This is a genomic window from Polaromonas sp. P1_G1, from assembly GCF_056405595.1.
Genome location: NZ_JBFUBU010000005.1, coordinates 39,516 through 59,586, shown reverse-complemented (window position 1 = coordinate 59,586; position 20,071 = coordinate 39,516). Strand labels below are relative to the sequence as shown.

Annotated in this window: 15 protein-coding genes; 10 read left to right on the top strand and 5 right to left on the bottom strand. The window is 65.9% G+C overall.

Going from position 1 to position 20,071, the window contains the following annotated elements:
- Window positions 1-181: 181 nt before the first annotated feature.
- From AC1D1Y_RS03240 to oppF, 8 genes are all read left to right on the top strand, one after another.
- Entirely contained in the window at window positions 182-1,462 is a 1,281-nt protein-coding gene (locus tag AC1D1Y_RS03240) for an efflux RND transporter periplasmic adaptor subunit (protein WP_477681087.1), read from the top strand.
- A 12-nt stretch (window positions 1,463-1,474) separates the two neighbouring features.
- Entirely contained in the window at window positions 1,475-4,654 is a 3,180-nt protein-coding gene (locus AC1D1Y_RS03235) for an efflux RND transporter permease subunit (protein ID WP_477681086.1), read from the top strand.
- Window positions 4,647-6,131, top strand: coding sequence for an efflux transporter outer membrane subunit (locus tag AC1D1Y_RS03230; RefSeq protein ID WP_477681085.1), 1,485 nt, complete (start codon window positions 4,647-4,649; stop codon window positions 6,129-6,131). The genes AC1D1Y_RS03235 and AC1D1Y_RS03230 overlap by 8 nt, the downstream gene beginning before the upstream one ends.
- Window positions 6,132-6,470: 339 nt before the next feature.
- Window positions 6,471-8,084, top strand: coding sequence for a peptide ABC transporter substrate-binding protein (locus AC1D1Y_RS03225; RefSeq protein ID WP_477681084.1), 1,614 nt, complete (start codon window positions 6,471-6,473; stop codon window positions 8,082-8,084).
- A gap of 154 nt (window positions 8,085-8,238) precedes the next feature.
- On the top strand, window positions 8,239-9,159 hold the full coding sequence (oppB, locus tag AC1D1Y_RS03220; RefSeq protein WP_477654570.1) for an oligopeptide ABC transporter permease OppB: 921 nt from the start codon (window positions 8,239-8,241) through the stop codon (window positions 9,157-9,159).
- A 24-nt stretch (window positions 9,160-9,183) separates the two neighbouring features.
- A complete protein-coding gene (locus AC1D1Y_RS03215) occupies window positions 9,184-10,113 on the top strand; it encodes an ABC transporter permease subunit (protein WP_477654571.1) in 930 nt (309 codons plus the stop codon).
- A 7-nt stretch (window positions 10,114-10,120) separates the two neighbouring features.
- Window positions 10,121-11,125, top strand: a complete 1,005-nt coding sequence (locus tag AC1D1Y_RS03210; protein ID WP_477681083.1) for an oligopeptide/dipeptide ABC transporter ATP-binding protein — start codon at window positions 10,121-10,123, stop codon at window positions 11,123-11,125.
- Window positions 11,118-12,104, top strand: a complete 987-nt coding sequence (gene oppF, locus AC1D1Y_RS03205; RefSeq protein WP_477681082.1) for a murein tripeptide/oligopeptide ABC transporter ATP binding protein OppF — start codon at window positions 11,118-11,120, stop codon at window positions 12,102-12,104. The genes AC1D1Y_RS03210 and oppF overlap by 8 nt, the downstream gene beginning before the upstream one ends.
- A 16-nt stretch (window positions 12,105-12,120) precedes the next feature.
- Here the strand turns inward: oppF and AC1D1Y_RS03200 are convergent, their stop codons facing one another.
- The 5 genes from AC1D1Y_RS03200 to AC1D1Y_RS03180 all read right to left on the bottom strand — a co-directional run bounded on the left by AC1D1Y_RS03200 (window position 12,121) and on the right by AC1D1Y_RS03180 (window position 17,739).
- On the bottom strand, window positions 12,121-13,134 hold the full coding sequence (locus tag AC1D1Y_RS03200) for a YeiH family protein (RefSeq protein WP_477681081.1): 1,014 nt from the start codon (window positions 13,132-13,134) through the stop codon (window positions 12,121-12,123).
- Between the two features lie 83 nt (window positions 13,135-13,217).
- A complete protein-coding gene (gene metC / locus AC1D1Y_RS03195; RefSeq protein WP_477681080.1) occupies window positions 13,218-14,411 on the bottom strand; it encodes a cystathionine beta-lyase in 1,194 nt (397 codons plus the stop codon).
- Window positions 14,412-14,438: 27 nt separating this feature from the next.
- Window positions 14,439-15,434: a Bug family tripartite tricarboxylate transporter substrate binding protein gene (locus AC1D1Y_RS03190; RefSeq protein WP_477654576.1), complete on the bottom strand. Its 996-nt coding sequence runs from the start codon at window positions 15,432-15,434 to the stop codon at window positions 14,439-14,441.
- A gap of 66 nt (window positions 15,435-15,500) precedes the next feature.
- Window positions 15,501-17,096: a rhodanese-like domain-containing protein gene (locus AC1D1Y_RS03185; RefSeq protein ID WP_477681079.1), complete on the bottom strand. Its 1,596-nt coding sequence runs from the start codon at window positions 17,094-17,096 to the stop codon at window positions 15,501-15,503.
- A 55-nt stretch (window positions 17,097-17,151) separates the two neighbouring features.
- Window positions 17,152-17,739, bottom strand: coding sequence for a cysteine dioxygenase family protein (locus tag AC1D1Y_RS03180; RefSeq protein WP_477681078.1), 588 nt, complete (start codon window positions 17,737-17,739; stop codon window positions 17,152-17,154).
- A gap of 131 nt (window positions 17,740-17,870) precedes the next feature.
- On the opposite strand from AC1D1Y_RS03180, the gene AC1D1Y_RS03175 reads away from it, so the two are divergent.
- Both AC1D1Y_RS03175 and AC1D1Y_RS03170 read left to right on the top strand, forming a co-directional pair.
- The gene (locus tag AC1D1Y_RS03175; RefSeq protein ID WP_477681077.1) at window positions 17,871-18,776 is read left to right on the top strand and encodes a LysR substrate-binding domain-containing protein; all 906 of its coding nucleotides are present in this window, start codon (window positions 17,871-17,873) and stop codon (window positions 18,774-18,776) included.
- 292 nt (window positions 18,777-19,068) lie between these two features.
- Window positions 19,069-20,064: a Bug family tripartite tricarboxylate transporter substrate binding protein gene (locus AC1D1Y_RS03170; protein WP_477681076.1), complete on the top strand. Its 996-nt coding sequence runs from the start codon at window positions 19,069-19,071 to the stop codon at window positions 20,062-20,064.
- Window positions 20,065-20,071: the final 7 nt, after the last annotated feature.

Here is a 20,071-nt window from a genome sequence, read left to right as displayed (position 1 = left end):
GACTGCCTCCAAGGTAAATTCCGGGTAAATCCCCGGATTGTTGTTATACATTCATAAATGTATGTAAACTATAACACTCGCAAAAACCCTTATTCTTTTCGTTTTCGGTGAATGAGCTTTGCCTCAATTACCGACTGCCTCTCCCGCTTTGCGCTTTTTTCCCAAAATTTCGAGGAATAGCATGCCCAAGTTTCGCGTTGCCCCTTCATTTGTACCCCCTCAACTCCTGAAATACCAGCCTCTTGCTGTCGCAGCGGCACTGGCCTTGCTCCTGGCCGGATGCGGCAAAGGCGGCGGCGCCCCCSGCGGGGCGCCGCCGCCAGCTGAAGTCGGTGTGGTCACGGTCACACAGGGCGACGTGGGCCTGATCACCGAACTGCCCGGCCGCCTGGAAGCTTCGCGCGTCGCAGAAGTCAGGGCGCGCGCCGCCGGCATCTTGCAAAAGCGCCTGTTCCGCGAGGGCAGCGACGTCAAGGAAGGCCAGCAGCTGTTCAGCATTGATGCCGCACCCTACGCGGCCGCGGCCGCCAGCGCCAAGGCCAGCCAGGCCCGCGCCGAAGCCAATCTGGCACAGGCCACCTCGCTGGCCGAGCGCTACAAGCCGCTGGTCGAAGCCAACGCCGTCAGCAAGCAGGAATACGCCACCGCCGTGGCCGCGCAGAAGCAGGCCGAAGCCGACGTGGCGGTGGGCAAGGCCAGCGTGCAGACTGCCAGCATCAACCTGGGCTACGCCTCGGTGACGGCGCCGATCTCGGGCCGCATCGGCCGCGCACTGGTGACCGAAGGCGCGCTGGTCGGGCAGGGCGAGGCCACGCAGCTTGCCGTGATCCAGCAAATCAACCCCATGTACGTCAACTTCACGCAATCGGCGCCCGAAATCATGAAGCTGCGCGCCGCGATGGACAGCGGCCAGTTCAAGCGCGCCAGCGGCGCCGAAGCCGCCAGCGTGCGCGTCGTGCTCGAAGACGGCAGCGAATACGCGCGTCCCGGCCGCCTGCTGTTTTCCGACCTGACAGTCGACGCCACGACCGGGCAGATCACCCTGCGCGCCGAAGTCCCCAACCCCGGCGGCCAGCTGCTGCCGGGCCTCTACGTGCGCGTGCGCCTGGAGCAGGCGCAAGCCAGCAATGCCGTCACCTTGCCGCAGCAAGCCGTCACGCGCACGGCGCAGGGCGACACCGTCATGGTGGTGGGCGCCGACGGCAAAGTCAGCCCGCGCACCATCAAGATCGGTTCGGCCCAGGGCAACCAGTGGGTGGTGCTGGACGGCCTGAAGACCGGTGAGCAGGTCATGGTCGACGGCTTCCAGAAACTGCAGCCCGGCGCCACCGTCAAGCCCGTGCCGTGGCAGGCGCCCGGCGCCAAGCCAGCGGCTGGCGCGGCGTCCTCCCCGGCGGCGCCGGCATCAGGCGCATCCGCCGCGAAACCCGCCGCTTCCGCAGCATCCGCGGCAGCGAAGTAAGGAGCCCAGCACATGGCCAAGTTTTTCATTGATCGGCCGATCTTTGCCTGGGTGATCGCATTGTTCATCCTGGTGATGGGTGGCGTGGCGATCACGCAGCTGCCGATCTCCCAGTACCCGCCGGTGGCGCCGCCCGCCATCGTCGTCAATACCGCCTACCCGGGCGCTTCGGCCCAGACGCTGGAGGACAGCGTGCTGTCGGTGATCGAACGCGAAATGAACGGTTCGCCCGGCCTCATTTACATGGAGTCGGTTGCGCAGGCCGACGGCACCGGCAGCATTACGCTGAGCTTTGAGCCCGGCACCAACCCCGACCTGGCGCAGGTGGACGTGCAGAACCGGCTCTCGCGCGCCTCGCCGCGCCTGCCCGCCGCGGTGACGCAGCAAGGCGTGCGCGTCGACAAGTCGCGCTCCAACTTCCTGCTGTTCACCATGCTCTCGTCCGACAACCCGGCGCATGACCCCGTTGCGCTGGGCGACTATGCTTCGCGCAACATCGTGCCTGAACTGCAGCGTGTCAAAGGCATCGGCCAGGCCCAGCTGTTTGGCAGCGAACGCGCCATGCGCATCTGGCTGGACCCGGCCAAGCTGCGCGGCGTCAGCCTCTCGGCGAACGACGTCAACACTGCGATCCGCGCCCAGAATGCCCAGGTATCCGCCGGCAGCATCGGCGACCGGCCCAATGTGGCGGGGCAGGGCATCGCGGCCACGGTGGTGGTCAATGGCCAGCTCGCCAACGTCGAGCAGTTCGGCAACATCGTGCTGCGCGCCAACACCGACGGCTCGGCGGTGCGCCTCAAGGACGTCGCGCGCATCGAACTCGGCGGCCAGTCTTACGCGACGTCGGCGCGCCTGAACGGCAAGCAGGCCATCGGTATCGGCGTGCAGCTCGCGCCCAGCGGCAATGCCCTGGCCTCGGCCAAGGCCGTGCGTGAGAAGATGACCGAACTCGAGCGCTACTTCCCGCAAGGCATGAAGTGGAGCATCCCCTACGACAGTTCGCGCTTCGTCAAGATCTCGATCTCGCAAGTGGCCGAGACSCTGKTCGARGCSGTGGYRCTGGTGTTCCTGGTGATGTTCCTGTTCCTGCARAACTGGCGCTACACCATCATCCCGACCATCGTCGTGCCTATCGCGCTGCTGGGCACCTTTGCCACGCTGCTGGCGCTCGGGTTCTCAATCAACGTGCTGACCATGTTCGGCATGGTGCTGGTCATCGGTATCGTGGTGGACGATGCGATCGTAGTGGTCGAGAACGTCGAACGCATCATGACCGAGGAGGGCCTGCCACCGCTGGAGGCGACCCGCAAAGCCATGGGCCAGATTTCGGGCGCCATCATCGGCGTGACTGTGGTGCTGATTTCGGTGTTCGTTCCGCTGGCCTTCTTCGCGGGCTCGACCGGCAACATCTACCGCCAGTTCTCGGCGGTGATGGTCTCGTCCATCGCTTTCTCGGCCTTCATGGCCCTGTCGCTCACGCCGGCGCTGTGCGCCACGTTGCTCAAGCCGGTCGAAGCCGGGCACCACCATGCCAAGACCGGTTTCTTCGGCTGGTTCAACCGCGGTTTTTCGCGCACGGCCAAGAGCTATGAAAGCATGGTCGCGCGCATCCTCAAGCGCGCGGCGCGCTACCTCATCATCTACGTGGCCATCATCGGCGCGGTGGCGGTGGTCTACCTGCGCCTGCCCACCTCCTTCCTGCCCAACGAAGACCAGGGCAACCTGCTGGTGAACGTGCAGCTGCCGCCGGGCGCGACCTACGAGCGCACGCTCTCGGTGATGCAGACCGTCGAGGGCTTCATGCTCAAGCAGCCCGAAGTCGAAAGCATGGTCGGCGTGCTTGGCTTCAGCTTCTCCGGCCAGGGCCAGAATGCCGCGCTTGCCTTCGTGACGCTCAAGGACTGGAAGGAGCGCGACGGCGAACAGCACTCGGCCAGCGCCGTGGCGGGCCGCGCCTTCGGTGCGCTCATGGGTGTGCGTGACGCCTTCATCTACCCGCTGAGCCCGCCGCCGATTCCTGAACTCGGCACGGCTTCTGGTTTCAGCTTCCGCCTGCAGGACCGCGGCGGCGCGGGCCACCAGGCCCTTGTCAATGCGCGTAACCAGTTGCTGGGCCTGGCGTCCAAGAGCTCGGTGCTCGCGCAGGTGCGCCCCGACGGCCTGGAAGACGCGCCCCAGTTGCAGATCGACATCGACCGCGACAAGGCCAACGCGCTGGGCGTCACCTTCGACTCGATCAACTCGGTGCTGTCGACCTCGCTGGGCTCCAGCTATGTGAACGACTTCCCGAACCAGGGCCGCTTGCAGCGCGTGGTGGTGCAGGCCGACGCGCCGGCGCGTATGCAGCCCGACGACCTGCTCAGGCTCAACGCCAGCAACAGCAAGGGCCAGCCTGTGCCGCTGTCGGCTTTTGCCAGCACGCGCTGGATCACCGGYGCCATGCAGACCGTGCGCTACAACGGCTACCCCGCGATGCGCATAGGCGGCAGCGCCGCGCCGGGCTACAGCACCGGCGCCGCGATGGCCGAGATGGAAAAGCTCGCGGCCCAGTTGCCCCAGGGCTTCGGCTTTGAATGGACCGGCCAGTCGCGTGAGGAAAAACTCGCCGGCTCCCAGGCCACGCTGCTCTACGGCTTCGCCATCCTGGCGGTGTTCCTGTGCCTGGCCGCGCTGTACGAGAGCTGGAGCATTCCGCTGGCCGTGATCCTGGTCGTGCCGCTGGGTGTGATCGGTGTGCTGCTCGCCACCTTGTTCCGCAGCTACGCGAACGATGTGTACTTCCAGGTCGGCCTGATCACCATCATCGGCCTGTCGGCGAAGAACGCGATTCTGATCATCGAATTCGCCAAGGACCTGCAGGCGCAGGGCAGGGGCGTGATCGAGTCCGCGCTGGCGGCGGCCCACTTGCGGTTCCGCCCCATCGTCATGACCTCGCTGGCCTTCGGCCTGGGCGTGGTGCCGCTGGTCATCGCCTCGGGCGCGGGCTCCGCGAGCCAGCGCGCCATCGGCACCGGCGTGATTGGCGGCATGATCACCGGCACGGCCCTGGCGGTGATTTTTGTCCCCGTGTTCTTTGTGGTGGTGCGCRGCCTCTTCAAGGGCAGCGAACGGCAGAACAGGATGTATTCCGAGCATGCCAAAGCGGCAGGCATCAGCGGAGAGGAAGGAAATGAAGGCAAGGCCCATGACTAAGACAAGGCTCCCACAACTTCTGGCGCTGGGCGCGGCGGCACTGCTCGCCGGCTGCTCGATGATCCCGAAGTACGAACGGCCGGCCGCCCCGGTGGCCGACCAATACCCCACCGCCTCGGGCTGGATCGCAGAGTCGGCGCAGACACAGCCCACCGCCAACACGCCGGCCGCGGCCGACATCGAGTGGCAGGCGTTTTTCAGCGACCCGCAGCTGCGCAAGCTGATCGACGCCGCGCTGCGCAACAACCGCGACCTGCGCATCGCCGTGCTCAACATCGAGCAGGCGCGTGCGCAATATCGGATCCAGCGCGCCGACCAGTTCCCGACCATCAACGCCGGCATCACCGGTTCGCGCCAGCCCAATGCCAATGGCAACGGCAGCATCACCAGCGCCTACACCGGCGGTTTGCTGATGACGTCCTACGAGCTGGATTTCTTCGGCCGCGTCGCCAGCCTCAAGGAGGCGGCGCTGGCTCAGTACCTGGCGACGGAAGAAGGGCGCAAGACCACCCAGATCAGCCTGATCGCCGCGGTGGCCAATACCTACCTGAGCCTGCTGGCCGATGAAGAACTGCTGGCGATCACGCAGCAGACGCTGGTGACACGCGAGGAATCCTTCAAGCTCAGCAAGCTGCGTTTTGACAACGGCGTCACCTCGGAACTGGACTTCCGCCAGGCCGAGTCGCTGACCGAGGCGGCCCGTGTCTCGCTGGCCCAGCAGGTGCGCCAGCGCGCGCTGGACCAGAATGCACTGACCTTGCTGATCGGGCAACCCCTCACCGGCGAGCTGGCCGTGGCCCTGCCGGCCGGCAAAGGCCTGGCCGATGCGCCCTTGATGGTCGACGTGCCCGCGGGCCTGCCTTCTGACCTGCTGACGCGGCGCCCCGACGTGCGCCAGGCCGAGCAGTTGCTGCTGTCCGCCAATGCCGACATAGGCGCGGCGCGCGCGGCATTTTTCCCGCGCATTTCGCTTACGGCCAGCGCCGGCAGCGCCAGTTCGCACCTGAACGGCCTCTTCAAGAGCGGTTCCTATGGCTGGACCATGGCGCCGCAGTTGATCCTGCCGCTGTTCGACGCGGGCCGCAACCGCGCGGGCCTGGATTCGGCCAACGCCGGGCGTGACATCGCCATCGCCCAGTACGAGAAGTCCATCCAGACGGCTTTCCGCGAAGTGGCCGATGCCCTGGCCGGCCGCGCCACCCTGGGTGAACAGCTGCGCGCCCAGCAGGCCCAGGCGAATGCCGAGGCCACACGCTTCAAGCTGGCCGACCTGCGCTACCAGAACGGCGTGGCCAGCTACCTGGACCAGCTCGACGCGCAGCGCGCATTGTTCACCGCGCGCCAGGCCGTGGTGCAGACTCGCCTGGCCCAGCTGCAAAGCCAGGTCACGCTGTACAAGACGCTGGGCGGTGGCTGGAAGGAGCCGCCTCCCGAGCCGGCCCTGAGCCTGAAGTCCGACACCCAGCTCAGCCGCTGAAGCCGGTCGTCGTTAAATCAGCCCGCTCCCTGTTCAAAGGGGGCGGGCTTTTTTATTCCCGGCTGCGGCTGAGGTCGCTGTGCGCATCCCGGAATTGGAATTCATTTGTTAGCAGGTGTGCCGAATGTATCCATGCCCAGGCCTGCCATGCGGGGTCTCTCAAGTGACAAGGCACGCTAATTGCTGAAGGGTTACTCCCTACGGAGCGGCCTCCGGGGCGGCGGTATATTCGCGCCGACCGACAGGCCAAACGTCTGGCCACCCCCACGGGAGGCGAGACGCTCCACCCACCACGGCGGGCCACAAGCCCGCCAGTTTTATTCAAGGAGTGCAACCAGCATGAACCCAAACTGGACGATGAAAACCCTGGCCGGCGCTGTGCTGCTGGCCTTCGCCGGCCTGGCCGCCGCGGCCACGGTGCCCGCCGGCGTGAAACTGCATGAGACCCAGGAGCTGGTCCGCAACAACGGCTCCGAGCCCGAAACCCTGGACGCCGCGCTGGCGACCGGCGTTCCGGCCAACAACGTGATCCGCGAGATGTTCGAAGGACTGTGCGCCGCGGACAACAACGGCAAGATCGTGCCCGGCGTGGCCGAGAGCTGGAAGCAGGTCGACCCGCAAACCTGGGTCTTCAAGCTGCGCAAAAACGCCAAGTGGTCCAACGGCGACGCCGTGACGGCCGACGATTTCATCTACAGCATGCGCCGTTTCGTCGACCCGGCGACAGCCTCSAAGTACGCTTCCACCTACGGCGTCTTCCTGCTCAATGCGAAAGAGATCATCGAAGGCAAGAAACCCGTCACCGAACTGGGCGTCAAGGCCGTCGATCCCTACACCCTGGAAATCAAGACGCCTTTCCCCGTCAGCTTCCTGCCCGAAGTCGTGTCCAACCCCCAGCTGGCGCCCCTGCACAAGGCCACCATCGAAAAATTCGGCAAGGACTGGACCCGGCCCGCCAACATGGTGAACAACGGCGCCTTCTCGTTGAAGGACTGGCAGGTCAACAGCAAGATCATCCTGGCCAAGAATCCCACGTACTGGGATGCCAAGAACGTTCAGCTCACCAAGATCACCTACCTCTCGGTCGAGGACGGCAATGCCGACGTCAAGCTTTATGAGTCGGGCGAGAACGACTGGGTCTACCAGCTCCCGCCCGGGACTTACGACAAGTACAAGGCGCAGTACCCCAAGGAAATCCGCAACACCGACATGCTGGGCCTGCGCTACTACTCGCTGAACAACGCGGACCCGGCCCTCAAGGACATCCGTGTGCGCAAGGCGCTGTCGATGGCGCTGGACCGCGACATCCTGGCGCAGCGCGTCACGGCAGACGGGCAGACCCCGGCCTACGGCGTGATCGTCAAGGGCACCTCGGGCGCCGACGTCACCGTCTACGACTGGGCCAAGTGGCCCGCCGACAAACGCATTGCCGAAGCTAAAAAATTGCTCAAGGAAGCCGCGCTTCCGGCCGGCACCAAACTAAAGTTCTCCTACAACACCAGTGATTACCACAAGAAGATGGCCATCTTCGCGGCTTCCGAGTGGAAGACCAAGCTGGGCCTGGACGTGGAACTCGACGCCATGGAGTTCAAGGTCCTGATCAAGAAGCGCACCGACAAGGACTACCAGATCGCCCGCAATGGCTGGATCGCCGACTACAACGACGCCACCACCTGGCTCACGCTGGTGCAATGCGACTCCGACCAGAACTACCACAACAGCTGCAACCGCAAGGCTTCCGCGCTGATCGACGAAGGCAACCAGCAACTGGACCCGGCCAAGCGCAAGGTGCTGCTGACCCAGGCGGCGAAGATGATCATGGAAGACTACCCGATCATCCCGCTGCTGCAGTACACCGTACCGCGCCTGGTCAAGCCCTATGTGGGCGGTTATTCGACCACCAACGCGCTGGACCGCTACCGCGGCAAGGACCTGTACATCGTCAAGCACTGACGACGGCCATGGGGCAGGCGCCGCCGCGCCTGCCCGTCCCTGATCCGCTTCTTCCATTTCCCGAAATATTCTGATGCCTTGCAGGCGGTTCAGGGCTAAGCTGTACCCGGCCCACACCTTCATGCGCTCACACTGACTAGCCCGGAGATTCCCCATGTGGTCTTACACCTTCAGGCGCATCCTGGCGACGATCCCGACCTTGCTGGCCGTCGTCACCGTCTGCTACCTCCTGCTGCACGGCACGCCGGGCGGACCCTTCGACGACGAGCGCAAGGTCTCCGCGGCGGTGCTGGCCAACCTCCAGGCCAAATACCACCTCGACCTGCCGCTGTGGCAGCAGTACCTGTACTACCTCAACAGCCTGCTGCACGGCGACCTGGGCGCATCTTTCCGTTATGCCGACTGGTCGGTCAATGAGCTGGTGGCCAAGGCGCTGCCGGTGTCCGCGGCGATAGGCGGGGGCGCCATTCTCATCTCGCTGTTTGTCGGGGTCTTCCTCGGCACTATGGCCGCCCTGCGGCAGAACAGCGCCATCGACTATGGGGTCATGTTGCTCGGCAACGCGGGCCATGTGTTTCCCTCTTTTGTGATCGGCCCGGTGCTGATCCTGGTGTTCGCCGTATGGCTCAAGGTCGCGCCGGCCGGCGGCTGGGACGACTTTTCGCCGCGCTTCATGGTGCTGCCCATGCTGCTGCTGATCTTCATCAACGTGGCGACCATAGGGCGCGTCATGCGCGGCAGCCTGATCGAGGTGCTGCACAGCAATTTCATACGCACCGCGCGCGCCAAGGGCCTGCCCACGCGCACCATCATCCTGCGCCACGCCCTCAAGCCCGCGCTGCTGCCGGTGGTGTCCGTCATGGGCCCGTTGGCGATTTCATCGATCACCGCGGCCATCGTGACCGAATCGGTGTTCTCGCTGCCCGGCATCGGCAAGCTCATCGTCAACGGCGCGGCCAACCGCGACTACACCCTGGTGCTGGGCCTGGTGGTGCTGGTGACCGTGATCGCCGTGACGCTGAACCTGCTGGTCGACCTGGCCTACGCCTTGCTTGACCCGAAGATCCGCTACTGAAGCCACTCTTGAAGCGACCCCCCAATGCTGTTCAGGAACAAAGACAAACAAGACCGGCTGGCCGCGGCGCTGGGCAATACGCTGCGAACGGCACCGGCCGATATCGCGGGGCGCAGCCCCTGGGACGATGCGCGGACGCGCTTTTTGCGCAACAAGGCGGCGGTGTTCAGCCTGTGCCTTCTCACATTCATCACCCTGGCCTGCATCGCCGGGCCGTGGCTGCTGCCGCATGCCTTCGACGCCGCCGACTGGGACGCCATGAGCCTGCCGCCCACGCTCAAGAATGCGCATTTTTTCGGCACCGACGAGTCGGGCCGCGACCTGCTGGTGCGCAGCCTGGTCGGCGGCCGCGTGTCGCTGATGGTGGGCTTCCTGGCCACGCTGTCGGCCGTCACGCTGGGCATTGTCTGGGGCGCCACGGCGGGCTTTCTGGGCGGCAGGGTGGATGCCTTCATGATGCGCGTGGTCGACATGATGTATGCCGTGCCCTACCTGCTGATCGCCCTCCTGATGGTGACCATCCTGGGCCGCGCCTTCTACCTGGTGGTGATCACCATCACGGTGTTCTCCTGGATGGACATGGCGCGCGTGGTGCGCGGCCAGACCCTGTCGCTGCGTTCGCGCGAGTTCATTGAAGCCGCGCGCGCGCTGGGCGTGCCGACGCGGCGCATCATCTTCCAGCACATCGTGCCCAACCTGCTGGGTATCGTGGTGATCTACACCACGGTCACCGTGCCGGCCGTGATCCTGGTGGAGTCGGTGCTGTCCTTTCTGGGGCTGGGCATCCAGGAGCCCATGACGAGCTGGGGCGTGCTGATTCACGATGGCGCGTCCGTCATGGAGGTCTCGTCCTGGATGCTGCTGTTCCCGGCCGGCCTGCTGTCGCTGACCCTTTATTGCTTCAACTACATCGGGGACGGCCTGCGCGATGCGCTGGACCCCAAGGAACGCTGAGCACGCCATGAGCCTGATCGAAGTCAAGAATCTCGGCGTCCAGTTCCAGACCCAGGACGGGCTGGTCTACGCCGTCAACGGCATCAATTTTTCGCTGGACCGGGGCCAGACCCTGGGCATCGTCGGCGAAAGCGGCTCCGGCAAAAGCCAGAGCGTGCTGGCCATGATGGGCCTGCTCGCCAGCAACGGCAAGGCCACCGGCCAGGCCTTGTACCAGGGCCGGGACCTGCTGGCCATGAAGCCAGCCGAACTCAACAAGATACGCGGCAACCGCGTGGCCATGATCTTCCAGGATCCCATGACCTCGCTCAACCCTTACCTGACGGTGGAGCGGCAGATGACCGAGGTGCTGCAATTCCACAAGGGCCTGGACCGCAAGGCGGCGCGCGCCTGCTCGGTGCAGTTGCTTGACGCCGTGAAGATTCCCGATGCGGCGGGCCGCATCGGCCTGTACCCGCACGAGTTTTCGGGCGGCATGCGCCAGCGCGTGATGATCGCCATGGCCTTGCTGTGTGAGCCCGAGGTGCTGATCGCCGACGAACCCACGACCGCTCTAGACGTGACGGTGCAAGCGCAGATCATCGCCTTGCTGCGCGAGCTGCAGCGCGACTTCGGCACCGCCATTGTCATGATCACGCACGACCTGGGCGTGGTGGCGGGCCTGTGCGACGAGGTGATGGTGCTTTACGGCGGGCGCGTGATGGAGCAGGGCAGCGCCGACAGTATTTTTTACCGCGCCTCGCATCCCTATACCGTCGGCCTGCTGGGCGCGATCCCGCGGCTGGACGCGGAAGAGGAGGTGCTGGTCGCCATTCCCGGCGCGCCGCCCAATATGGCGAAGCTGCCCAGCGGCTGCCCGTTCAGCGAGCGCTGCACCCTGGCCAGCGCGCAATGCGTGGACCTGCTGCCCGCGCTGCTGCCGGCCGAACACGATCCGGCCGTGCTGCGGGCCTGCCACCGGTCCGTCCAGGCAGTCTCGGAGCTAGTGGTGAAGGAGGCCAGCCATGCGTGAGCCTGCTCCACCCATCCTGTCGGTACGCGATCTCAAAGTGCATTTCCGGATCAAGGGGGGCGCCTGGCCCTGGTCGCCGGCCCGCATCCTCAAGGCCGTGGACGGCGTCTCCTTCGACATCCACGCGGGTGAAACCCTGGGCGTGGTGGGCGAGTCGGGCTGCGGCAAGTCGACCCTGGCGCGCGCGGTGCTGAACCTGATCCCGGCCACCGCCGGCAGCATTGTCTGGATGGGCCGGGAGATGGCGGGGGCCTCCAGCGAAACCTGGCAGGCAGCCAGGGCCGACATCCAGATGATCTTCCAGGACCCGCTGGCCTCGCTGGACCCGCGCATGACCATTGCGCAAATCATCGCCGAGCCTTTGCGCACGCACCGCCCCGCGATGCCCGAGGCCGAGGTGATGCAGCGCGTGAAAGCCATGATGGGCCGTGTCGGCCTGATGCCGCAGCAGATCAACCGCTACCCGCACGAGTTCTCCGGCGGCCAGTGCCAGCGCATAGGCATTGCGCGCGCGCTGATCCTGGAGCCCAAGCTCATCATCTGCGACGAGCCGGTGTCGGCGCTCGACGTTTCCATCCAGGCGCAGATCATCAACCTGCTCAAGGAACTGCAAAAAACCATGGGCCTGGCCTTGATCTTCATCGCCCACGACCTGGCCGTCGTCAAACACATCAGCGACCGCATCCTGGTGATGTACCTCGGCCGTGAGATGGAAGTGGCCCACAAAAAAGCGCTGTACGCGGCGCCGCGCCACCCCTACACCCGGGCCCTGCTGTCGGCCATCCCGATTCCCGACCCGGCACTGGAACGCAAAAAAGTCATCCAGCTGCTGCAGGGCGATTTGCCTTCACCCATGGCGCCGCCTTCGGGATGCGTGTTCCGCACGCGCTGCCCGCTGGCGATTGCGCGCTGTGCCGAGGAGGTACCGGCGCTGCGCCGCCTGAGTGACCAGACCGAAGCGGCCTGCCTGCTGGCCTGACCTTCCTAACGGTGGGTCACCGAAGGAAGCACAGGTAGACCGCAAAAATGGCGACCAGCCACAGGGTCTCTGCCAGCATCAGCGCCATGGGCCGCCAGCCGAGCTTGACCAGTTCCTCGAACGAGGTCTTGATGCCCAGCGCCGCGATGGCGACCACCAGGCAGATGCGCGAGACCTGGCCCAGCGCCTCGTTGATCCGCGGCGTGACCACACCCAGGCTGTTGGCCAGCACCAGCGCCATGAAGCCGACCAGGAAAAAAGGCAGCAGCGGCGTGCGCGGGCCGGCATCGCCGGTGCCGCTGCTGCGCCGCCGCCAGTACCAGGCCAGCACCGCCACCACGGGCACCAGCAAGGTGACGCGAAACAGCTTGACGATCACCGCGACGTCGCCGGTCTCGTGCGACATCATCAGGCCCGCGCCCACGACCTGCGCCACGTCGTGGATGGTCCCGCCCAGGAAAATGCCGGCGCCGGCGTCGTCCAGCCGCAGGAGTCTGGCCAGCAGCGGGTAGCTGACCATCGCCAGCGTCGACAGTCCGGTGACGCCGACCACGGTCAGCAGCGTGTGGCGCTCGTTGTCCTGCGTTTTGGGCATCACCGCCGCCACGGCCAGGGCCGCTGAAGCGCCGCAGATCGACACGGCGGCGCCGCAGAGCAGGCCGAAGTCGGTGCTCAGGCCCAGGCGCCGCGCCAGCCAGGCGCCCAGCGCGATGGCGCTGGCAATGGCGATCACGGCGGTGGCCAGCGGCCCTATGCCCAACTGCCCGATTTGCGCCAGCGTGATGCGCGCGCCCAGCAGGGCCACGCCTATGCGCAGCAGCGTCCTGGCGCAGAACTCGATGCCGGGCTTGCAGCGCGCGTCCTGGTACAGGAAGTGAAAGGCCAGGCCGAACAACAGCGCGTAAAGCAGCTGCGGGCCGCCGTAGTGCTCTGAAAGAAAAGTCGCCGCCAACATGATGAGCAGCGGCAAAGCCAGGCCGGGCCAGAGGCTGCGGGCGTGGAGGAGCCAGGGGCGCGCAGGGCTGGGCATGGTCGTGCAAACCTCGTGAAAAAGCGAAGAAGGAAAGGCGCCCCAGGAGGCGCGAGGGGGTAGGGGCCTGAAGGCCCCGGTGCTCAGGTTTGCAGTGCGGCGAAGCCCTGCTGCAAGTCGGCTAGCAGGTCGGCCGGGTCCTCGAGCCCGATGTGCAGCCGGATGATCTGGCCGCGGCCCGACCAGTCGGTCACGCTGCGGGCATTGCGCAGGTTGGCCAGCGTGACCAGGCTTTCATAGCCGCCCCAGGACGCGCCCAGGCCGAACAGCCGCAAGCCGTCGATCAGCCGCTCGGCGGCGGCCTGGTCGAATCCCTGCTGAAGCTCAAAAGACAGCAGGCCGTTGGTGCCCTTGCAGTCGCGCTGCCAGAGGGCATGGCCCGGGTCGCCGGGCAGGGCCGGGCAGAACACGGTGGCTACCTCGCTGCGCGCCTGCAGCCAGGCCGCCACTTTCAGCGCGTGGCTTTCATGCAGGGCCAGGCGCGCGGCCATGCTGCGCACGCCGCGCAGCACCAGGTAGGCGTCGTCGGGGCTCACCGTCATGCCGAAGGCGTCGCTACGCTCGTTCAGCGCCTGCCACGCGGCTTGCGTGGTGGCGACGGTGCCCATCATCACGTCGGAATGGCCCGACAGGTATTTGGTGGCGGCCATGACGGACACGTCGGCGCCCAGCGCCAGCGGCCGATACTGATGGCCCGATCCCCAGGTGTTGTCGGCCACCAGCAGCGCTCCCCGCGCATGGGCGATGGCGGCCAGGCGCGGCAGGTCGCACATCTCGTAGACCAGCGAGCCCGGGCACTCGGTGTAAACCATGCGCGTGCCGGCTTCCATTTTTTCTTCCACGTCGCTGCCGTCGGCCGCAAAAAAAGTGCAGCGGATGTTGTAGGGCGTGAGGAAGGAGTCGACCAGCTTGCGCGCCGGTTCGTAGACGCTGTCCGACATCAGCACATGGTCGCCGGGCTTGAGGTAGGCCAGCAGCGTCATGGCAATGGCGGCCAGGCCCGTGGGGAACAGCCGTGTGCGATATGCGCCTTCGAGTTCGCTCACCAGGTCTTCCAGCGCGTAGTTGGTCGGGTTGCCGCGGGCCCCATAGGTGAACACACGCTCTTCGCCGCGCCGCTGGCGCATCTCGCGCTGGTGCGCCGTGCTGTCGAACAGCACGGTGCTGGCGCGCACCACGGGCGGGTTGACCGGCCGCCCGCCCTCAAAGACCGGTTGCTTGCCGGCGTGGACCAGGCGGGTCAGGGGGGAAGCTGCCGGCGGCGATTTTTTGTTCATGTCGGGAAAGCCTTGGTGAATGAGCGATCAGTCTAGCTTGGCGCCCGACAGTTTGACGACGCGCGACCAGCGGGCGATGTCCGCCTTGAGCTGCGCGGCAAAGGCCGCCGACGTGTTGCCGACCACTTCGCTGCCGCCGTCGGTGATCAGCTTGCTGACTTCCGGCGTCTTCAGGGAACGCACGATGCTGTCGTGCAGGTAGGCCACGCGCTCGGGCGGCGTGCCGGCCGGCGCGAAGAAACCGTACCAGTCTTCAAAGGTGGTGTTCTTGTAGCCCAGCTCTTCGAGCGTCGGCACCTTGGTGAACACGCCGATGCGGCGCGGGCTGGTGACGGCCAGTGCGCGCATCTTGCCGTTCTGGATGAAGCTGGACACGGAGGCGGTGGAGGTGATGAGCACGTCCACCTGGCCGCCCAGCAGGTCGGTGATGGCCGGCGCCGCGCCCTTGTAGGGCACGTGGGTCATGCCGATGCCGCTGTCTTTTTCGAGGACCACGCCGACCAGGTGCGAGAGCGTTCCGTTGCCGGGCGTGGCATAGGTGACACGTCCGCCGGGGGCTTTGGTCTGTGCGGCCAGATCGGCGAAGCTTTTGAGCGGCGAATTGCTGGGCACCACCAGCACCAGGGGCGCGGCGTTGATCTGGGTGATGGGCAGGAAGTTTTTCAGCGGGTCGAAGCCGGGCGATGCGTACAGCGTGGGGTTGACGGCCATCAGCGATACCTGGCCGGTGAGCACGGTGTAGCCGTCGGGTTTGGCATCGGCCACGGCCTTGGCGCCAATGTTGCCGCCGGCGCCGCCGCGGTTGTCGACGATGGCGGTCTGGCCGGTGATGTCGGACAGGCGGGTGGTCACAAAACGCGTGGTGGCGTCATTGCCGCCGCCGGCGGGGAAGGGCGACACAAACTTGATGGCCTGGTTCGGGAAACCGCCGACCTGGGGCATGGGCTGCGCGGAGGCGGCGCCGTGTACGGCGAGCAGGGCGCAGCAGAGCGAGGCGGCGGTGAATTTCAGCTTGGCAAACATGGGGGCTCCTGAATGGATGGAAGCAAAAAGTGGAAAAGAAAAATGGGGTCGCCGGGCCGGCGGGGCTCAGGCGTGTGCGTGCGCGGCCGTGGCGTCGGGAAAGTGAAATGCCTTCAGTTCCTGCGCGTCCAGCTGCCCGATCAGGTTGACTTCCCAGGCGAGGTACTGGCGTGCCGCTTCCTTGTTGCCGTCGTGCCGGTCGTGCACGAAGAACAGGTAGTCGATGCAGTCACTGTCGGCCGGAATGTTTTCGGAAGCCTGCAGCGGCAGGCCGGCCTGCTGCCAGGCGTCCAGGCCGCCTTGCAGCAGGCTGGCCTTCAGTCCCAGCGCTTGCAGGTCGACGGCAGCGCAGGCGGCCACGGCGGGCTCGTCGGCGATCAGTACCACCGGGCGGTGTTCACCGGCCAGGGCCGCTGCCAGGCGCGGCCGTATCGACCAGCGCGTGCCCGCGATGTGCTTCTGGCGGAACTGCATGCTGGGGCGCAGGTCTATGGCGGCGAAGCTGCCGTCGGCCAGGCCGTCCATCAGCGCCTGCGCGCTGGTGGCGGGAAGCGCGGGCAGGGCCACGGGTGCCGCGGCGGGCAAGGCCAGGCCGCTGGCCAGGCCCTGGTCCAGCACGCTGGCGTCGTGGCCCAGCTGGCGCAGCCAGCTCGCCACCGTGAGCGCGCGCATGCCGTCGTTGTCGAACAGCACCAGCCGGGCCTTGCGCACACCCACGTACTGGTCGGTGGCCTGGATCAGCTGGCCGCCGGGCGTGTGCTGCGCGCCGGGCAGGCTGCCTTGCGCAAATTCCTCGGGGCTGCGGACGTCACACAGGAAAAGCGTGCGATGCGCGTCGCCCGCCCAGCCGCGAACCGTCTGCGCGTCGACGATGGGCACGCCAAAGCGCTGGCCCAGCGCCTGGGCCGCGGCACGCATGCCGGCGGTCCCTTGAGGCTGGGCCGCTTCGGGGTAGCGGCGTGTGCCGCCGTGCTCGAGTTTCAGGTCGGCCAGATACCAGCCCTGGGTGCCGTTTTCGAGCGCCGACACGGGGTTGCGCACACCCAGGTTGATCAAGGTCTGCGCGCCTATGATGCTGCGCGTGCGGCCCGCGCAGTTGATGACGATGTGGGTGCTTTCGCTGGGCACCAGGTCGCGGATGCGCAGAGCCAGCTCGCCGTTGGGGCAGCTGATCGCCGTCGGGATGTTCATCTTGCGGAACTCCGAAAACGGCCGCCCGTCCAGCACCACGACGTCGTCCTTGCGTTCCAGCATGGCGGCCAGTTCGGTCGCGCTGACGCGGGGTGTGTGGTAGACCTGTTCGGCGAGTTCGCCGAAAGTCTTGGACGGCACGTTGACGCCGGCAAACAGCGCGAAGCCGGCGGCCTGCCAGCCGGCCGTGCCGCCTTGGAGCACTTGCACGTTGCCGTAGCCGAGCGCGCTGAAGCGGCCGGCGGCCAGGGGCGCCGCACTGCTGCCGTCGCCGTCATAGACCACGACTCGCACCCCCTTGCGCGGCGCCAGGCGCGGAGCGTCCAGCTCGAGCCGGCTGTAGGGCAGAGGGATGCCGTAAAACAAATGCGACTGGCCGTATTGGCCGTGCTCGCGCACATCGAACAAGGCGATTTCCTCGCCGTCGTGCAACCAGGCTTTGAGCGTGGCCGCGTCTACAAAACGTGTCATGGAATGAGGGTGTGTGAGTTCAGAAAAGTCGAAAAAGGAAAGAAGGTGCGGGTGATCAGCGGCGGGTCTGCACGCCGATGCCCATGGTCTCGTACGTGCCTTTTTCCATGTCGTAGCTGGTGCGCGAGGTCAGGGTTTCGAGCGCGCGGCCGTACATGTGCAGGTGGCGTATCACCTGGCCGGCGGGAATCTCCACCGAGTGGATGTCTTCGGGCAGCAGCGCGATGCCGGTGCCGGGCTCGACCACGACCGAGCTGACCTCTTTGAGCTGTGCCTTGCCGGGCGCGGAGCCGTCGTCCTGGCGCTCGTACACGCGGTTGAGTTCCGTGCCTTCCACGGCGCTGATGCAGGCCCAGGTGGTGTGGTTGTGCGGCACGATGCGCTTGCCGGGGCGCATCACGTTGAGGTACAGCGCAAAGCTCTGGTCGGCGTCTTCGGCGATCAGGTAGCGCGCCTGCAGTTCGGGGCTGACGGGCGCATTGAAATCGGCGTCGCTCCACAGGTCCTTGCGGCCGGCCAGCTGGTTCAGCACCGCCAGGACCTTGGCCAGGGAGGGGCGTGTCGCCTCGCCGCTTCCAACAATAACTTTAATGTTTTGAATGGCGGCGCCAACCACCTGGTTGCGCTCTGCTGCTGCGTTCATGGGCATGTTCCTGAGTGAAATTGCGGTTTGGTGGGCCTAATATAGTCAAGTCATATTTTTCAAACAACTCAGAAATAGAGATAAACGCATTAGCATTCGTAATATGAAGACGCTGCCGTGGAGGCCCTTGCATGAAAACCCTTGACCTGGAATTGCTGCGGTCCCTGGTCGCTATAGACGAGCAGGACAGCTTTGCCGGCGCCGCCGTCCAGCTGGGCAAGACGCAGTCGGCGGTGACGCAGCAGATGCAGCGCCTGGAGGACCAGATCGGCCACCCGCTGTTTGAAAAGCACGGCCGAAGCAAGCGCTTGACGCCGCACGGCCACAAGTTGCTCGAATACGCGCGCCACCTGCTGGCCATCAACGACGATGCGCTGCGCAGCCTGCAGCAGGGCAACCTCGAGGGCGTGCTGCGCATAGGCGCGCCGCACGACGTGGCCGACAACATGCTGCCGACCTTGCTGGCGCAGGTGGCGCGCGTCTCGCCTTTGCTGCAGCTCGACATCCACGTGGGACGCAGCCCCTTCCTGATGGAATCGCTCAAGCGCGGCGAGATCGACATGAGCATCTCCAACCGCAACGACCCGGGGCTGGACGGCGTGGTGCTGCGTACCTCTCCGACGGTGTGGCTATGCTCGGCGAGTTATGTGCACGACCGCACCAAGCCGGTGCCGCTGATCCTGGTGGAAGGCCCCAGCGTGTTCCACCGGCTGGCGCGTGAGGCGCTGGACGCCGCCGGCATCCCATGGACGCCAAGCTACACCGCGTCCAGCCTGATCGGCATCAAGGCGGCGCTGCGCGCGGGGCTGGGCGTGACCGCGCGCGGCATCGAGACGGCGGGCAGCGACCTGCGTGTGCTGGGCGAAACCGACGGCCTGCCGCGCCTGCCCGACCTCGACTATTACCTTTTCATTCGCCGCAACGTCATCAACCCGGTGACGCGCAAGGTGTTTGAGATGCTCAAGGCCAACCTTGGTTTGATTCGCAGCGCGGCGGACCCAGCCTCCCCGGCGCGGCCCCCGGCCAGGGGAATCTGACACCCGCCCTGCAAGGGCGCAGGGCCGAGGTGTCCAGGGCCTGGCCGCATCTTGTCGACTTTTTTCTTACTTCTAAAGAGCGCGTGCGCGTGAATCAACGGCGGCCATACGATCCCGAAGAAAACGCCGTAACAAAATGTTGGACGCAAGCCACATGAAGAGATTGAAAGAGGCTGAACTCGCACACGAATGCGGAGCTTGCATGTTTCGAGGTGTACGCTTGCCGCACGCCGGCGATGCCCGACATGGGTTGGGGTTGCAGCGTATCTGAGAACAATTGCAAGGAGAGTTCATGTCTGTTTCATCGTTTCCCATCAAGCGGCGCACCCTGCTTGCTGGCTCCGCGGCCACCCTGGCGCTTGGCGCCTCACCCGCATGGGCCGCCTACCCCGACAAGCCGATCAAGATCGTCGTTCCCTGGGCGACCGGCGGCAGCACCGACGCCATTACCCGGGTGCTTGCGCAGCGCCTGACCGAGAGCCTGAAGCAGCCTGTGATCGTCGACAACAAGCCGGGCGGCGCGGGCCACGTCGGCATCGACCAGGTCGCCAAGTCGGCGCCTGACGGCTACACGCTGGCGATTGTCGAGCTGTCCCATGTGTATGCGCCTGCTGTCGTCGCCAACCTGCCTTACGACATGCTGCGCGACTTCACGCCGATCACGCTGGTGGGCACCTCGCCCATGGTGCTGTTTACCGGCATGGGCCCTGAAAACGCCGACTTCAAGACTTTCCTGAAAGCCGCCTCGACCACCAAGGGCGGGCCGCCCGCCATGGCGAACAGCGGCACCGGCTCCATCAGCCACCTGGTGGGTGAGCTGTTCTCCCAGGAAACCAAAATCAAGTTCAACATGGTGCCTTACCGCGGCGGCGCGCCGGCCATGGTGGATCTTGCTGCTGGCCAGGTGTCTTCCTATTTCGCCACGCTGGCGACCGGCTCCAGCCTGATGGCCGCGGGCAAGGTGAAGGCGCTGGCGGTGACGGGCCGCAAGCGCTCCGATGTCCCCATCCTGCGTTCCCTGCCGACGATGACGGAACTCRGCCTCAAGAACATGGACGTCGCCCAGTGGTGGGCATTGGTGGCTCCGGCGACCACGCCGCTTGAAGTCACCGAGCGGCTTCGCCTGGAGCTCCTCACCGCCATGTCGGACCTCAAGGTAGTGGAGCGCATGTCGGCCCTGGGTGTGGAAATGAAGGGCACTTCGCGCGACCAGTTGCGCGGCTTCCTCCGGTCGGAGTCCGAACGCTGGCGCACCCTGGCGCGCAACGTCGGACTGAAACCGCAGTAACTTCCGT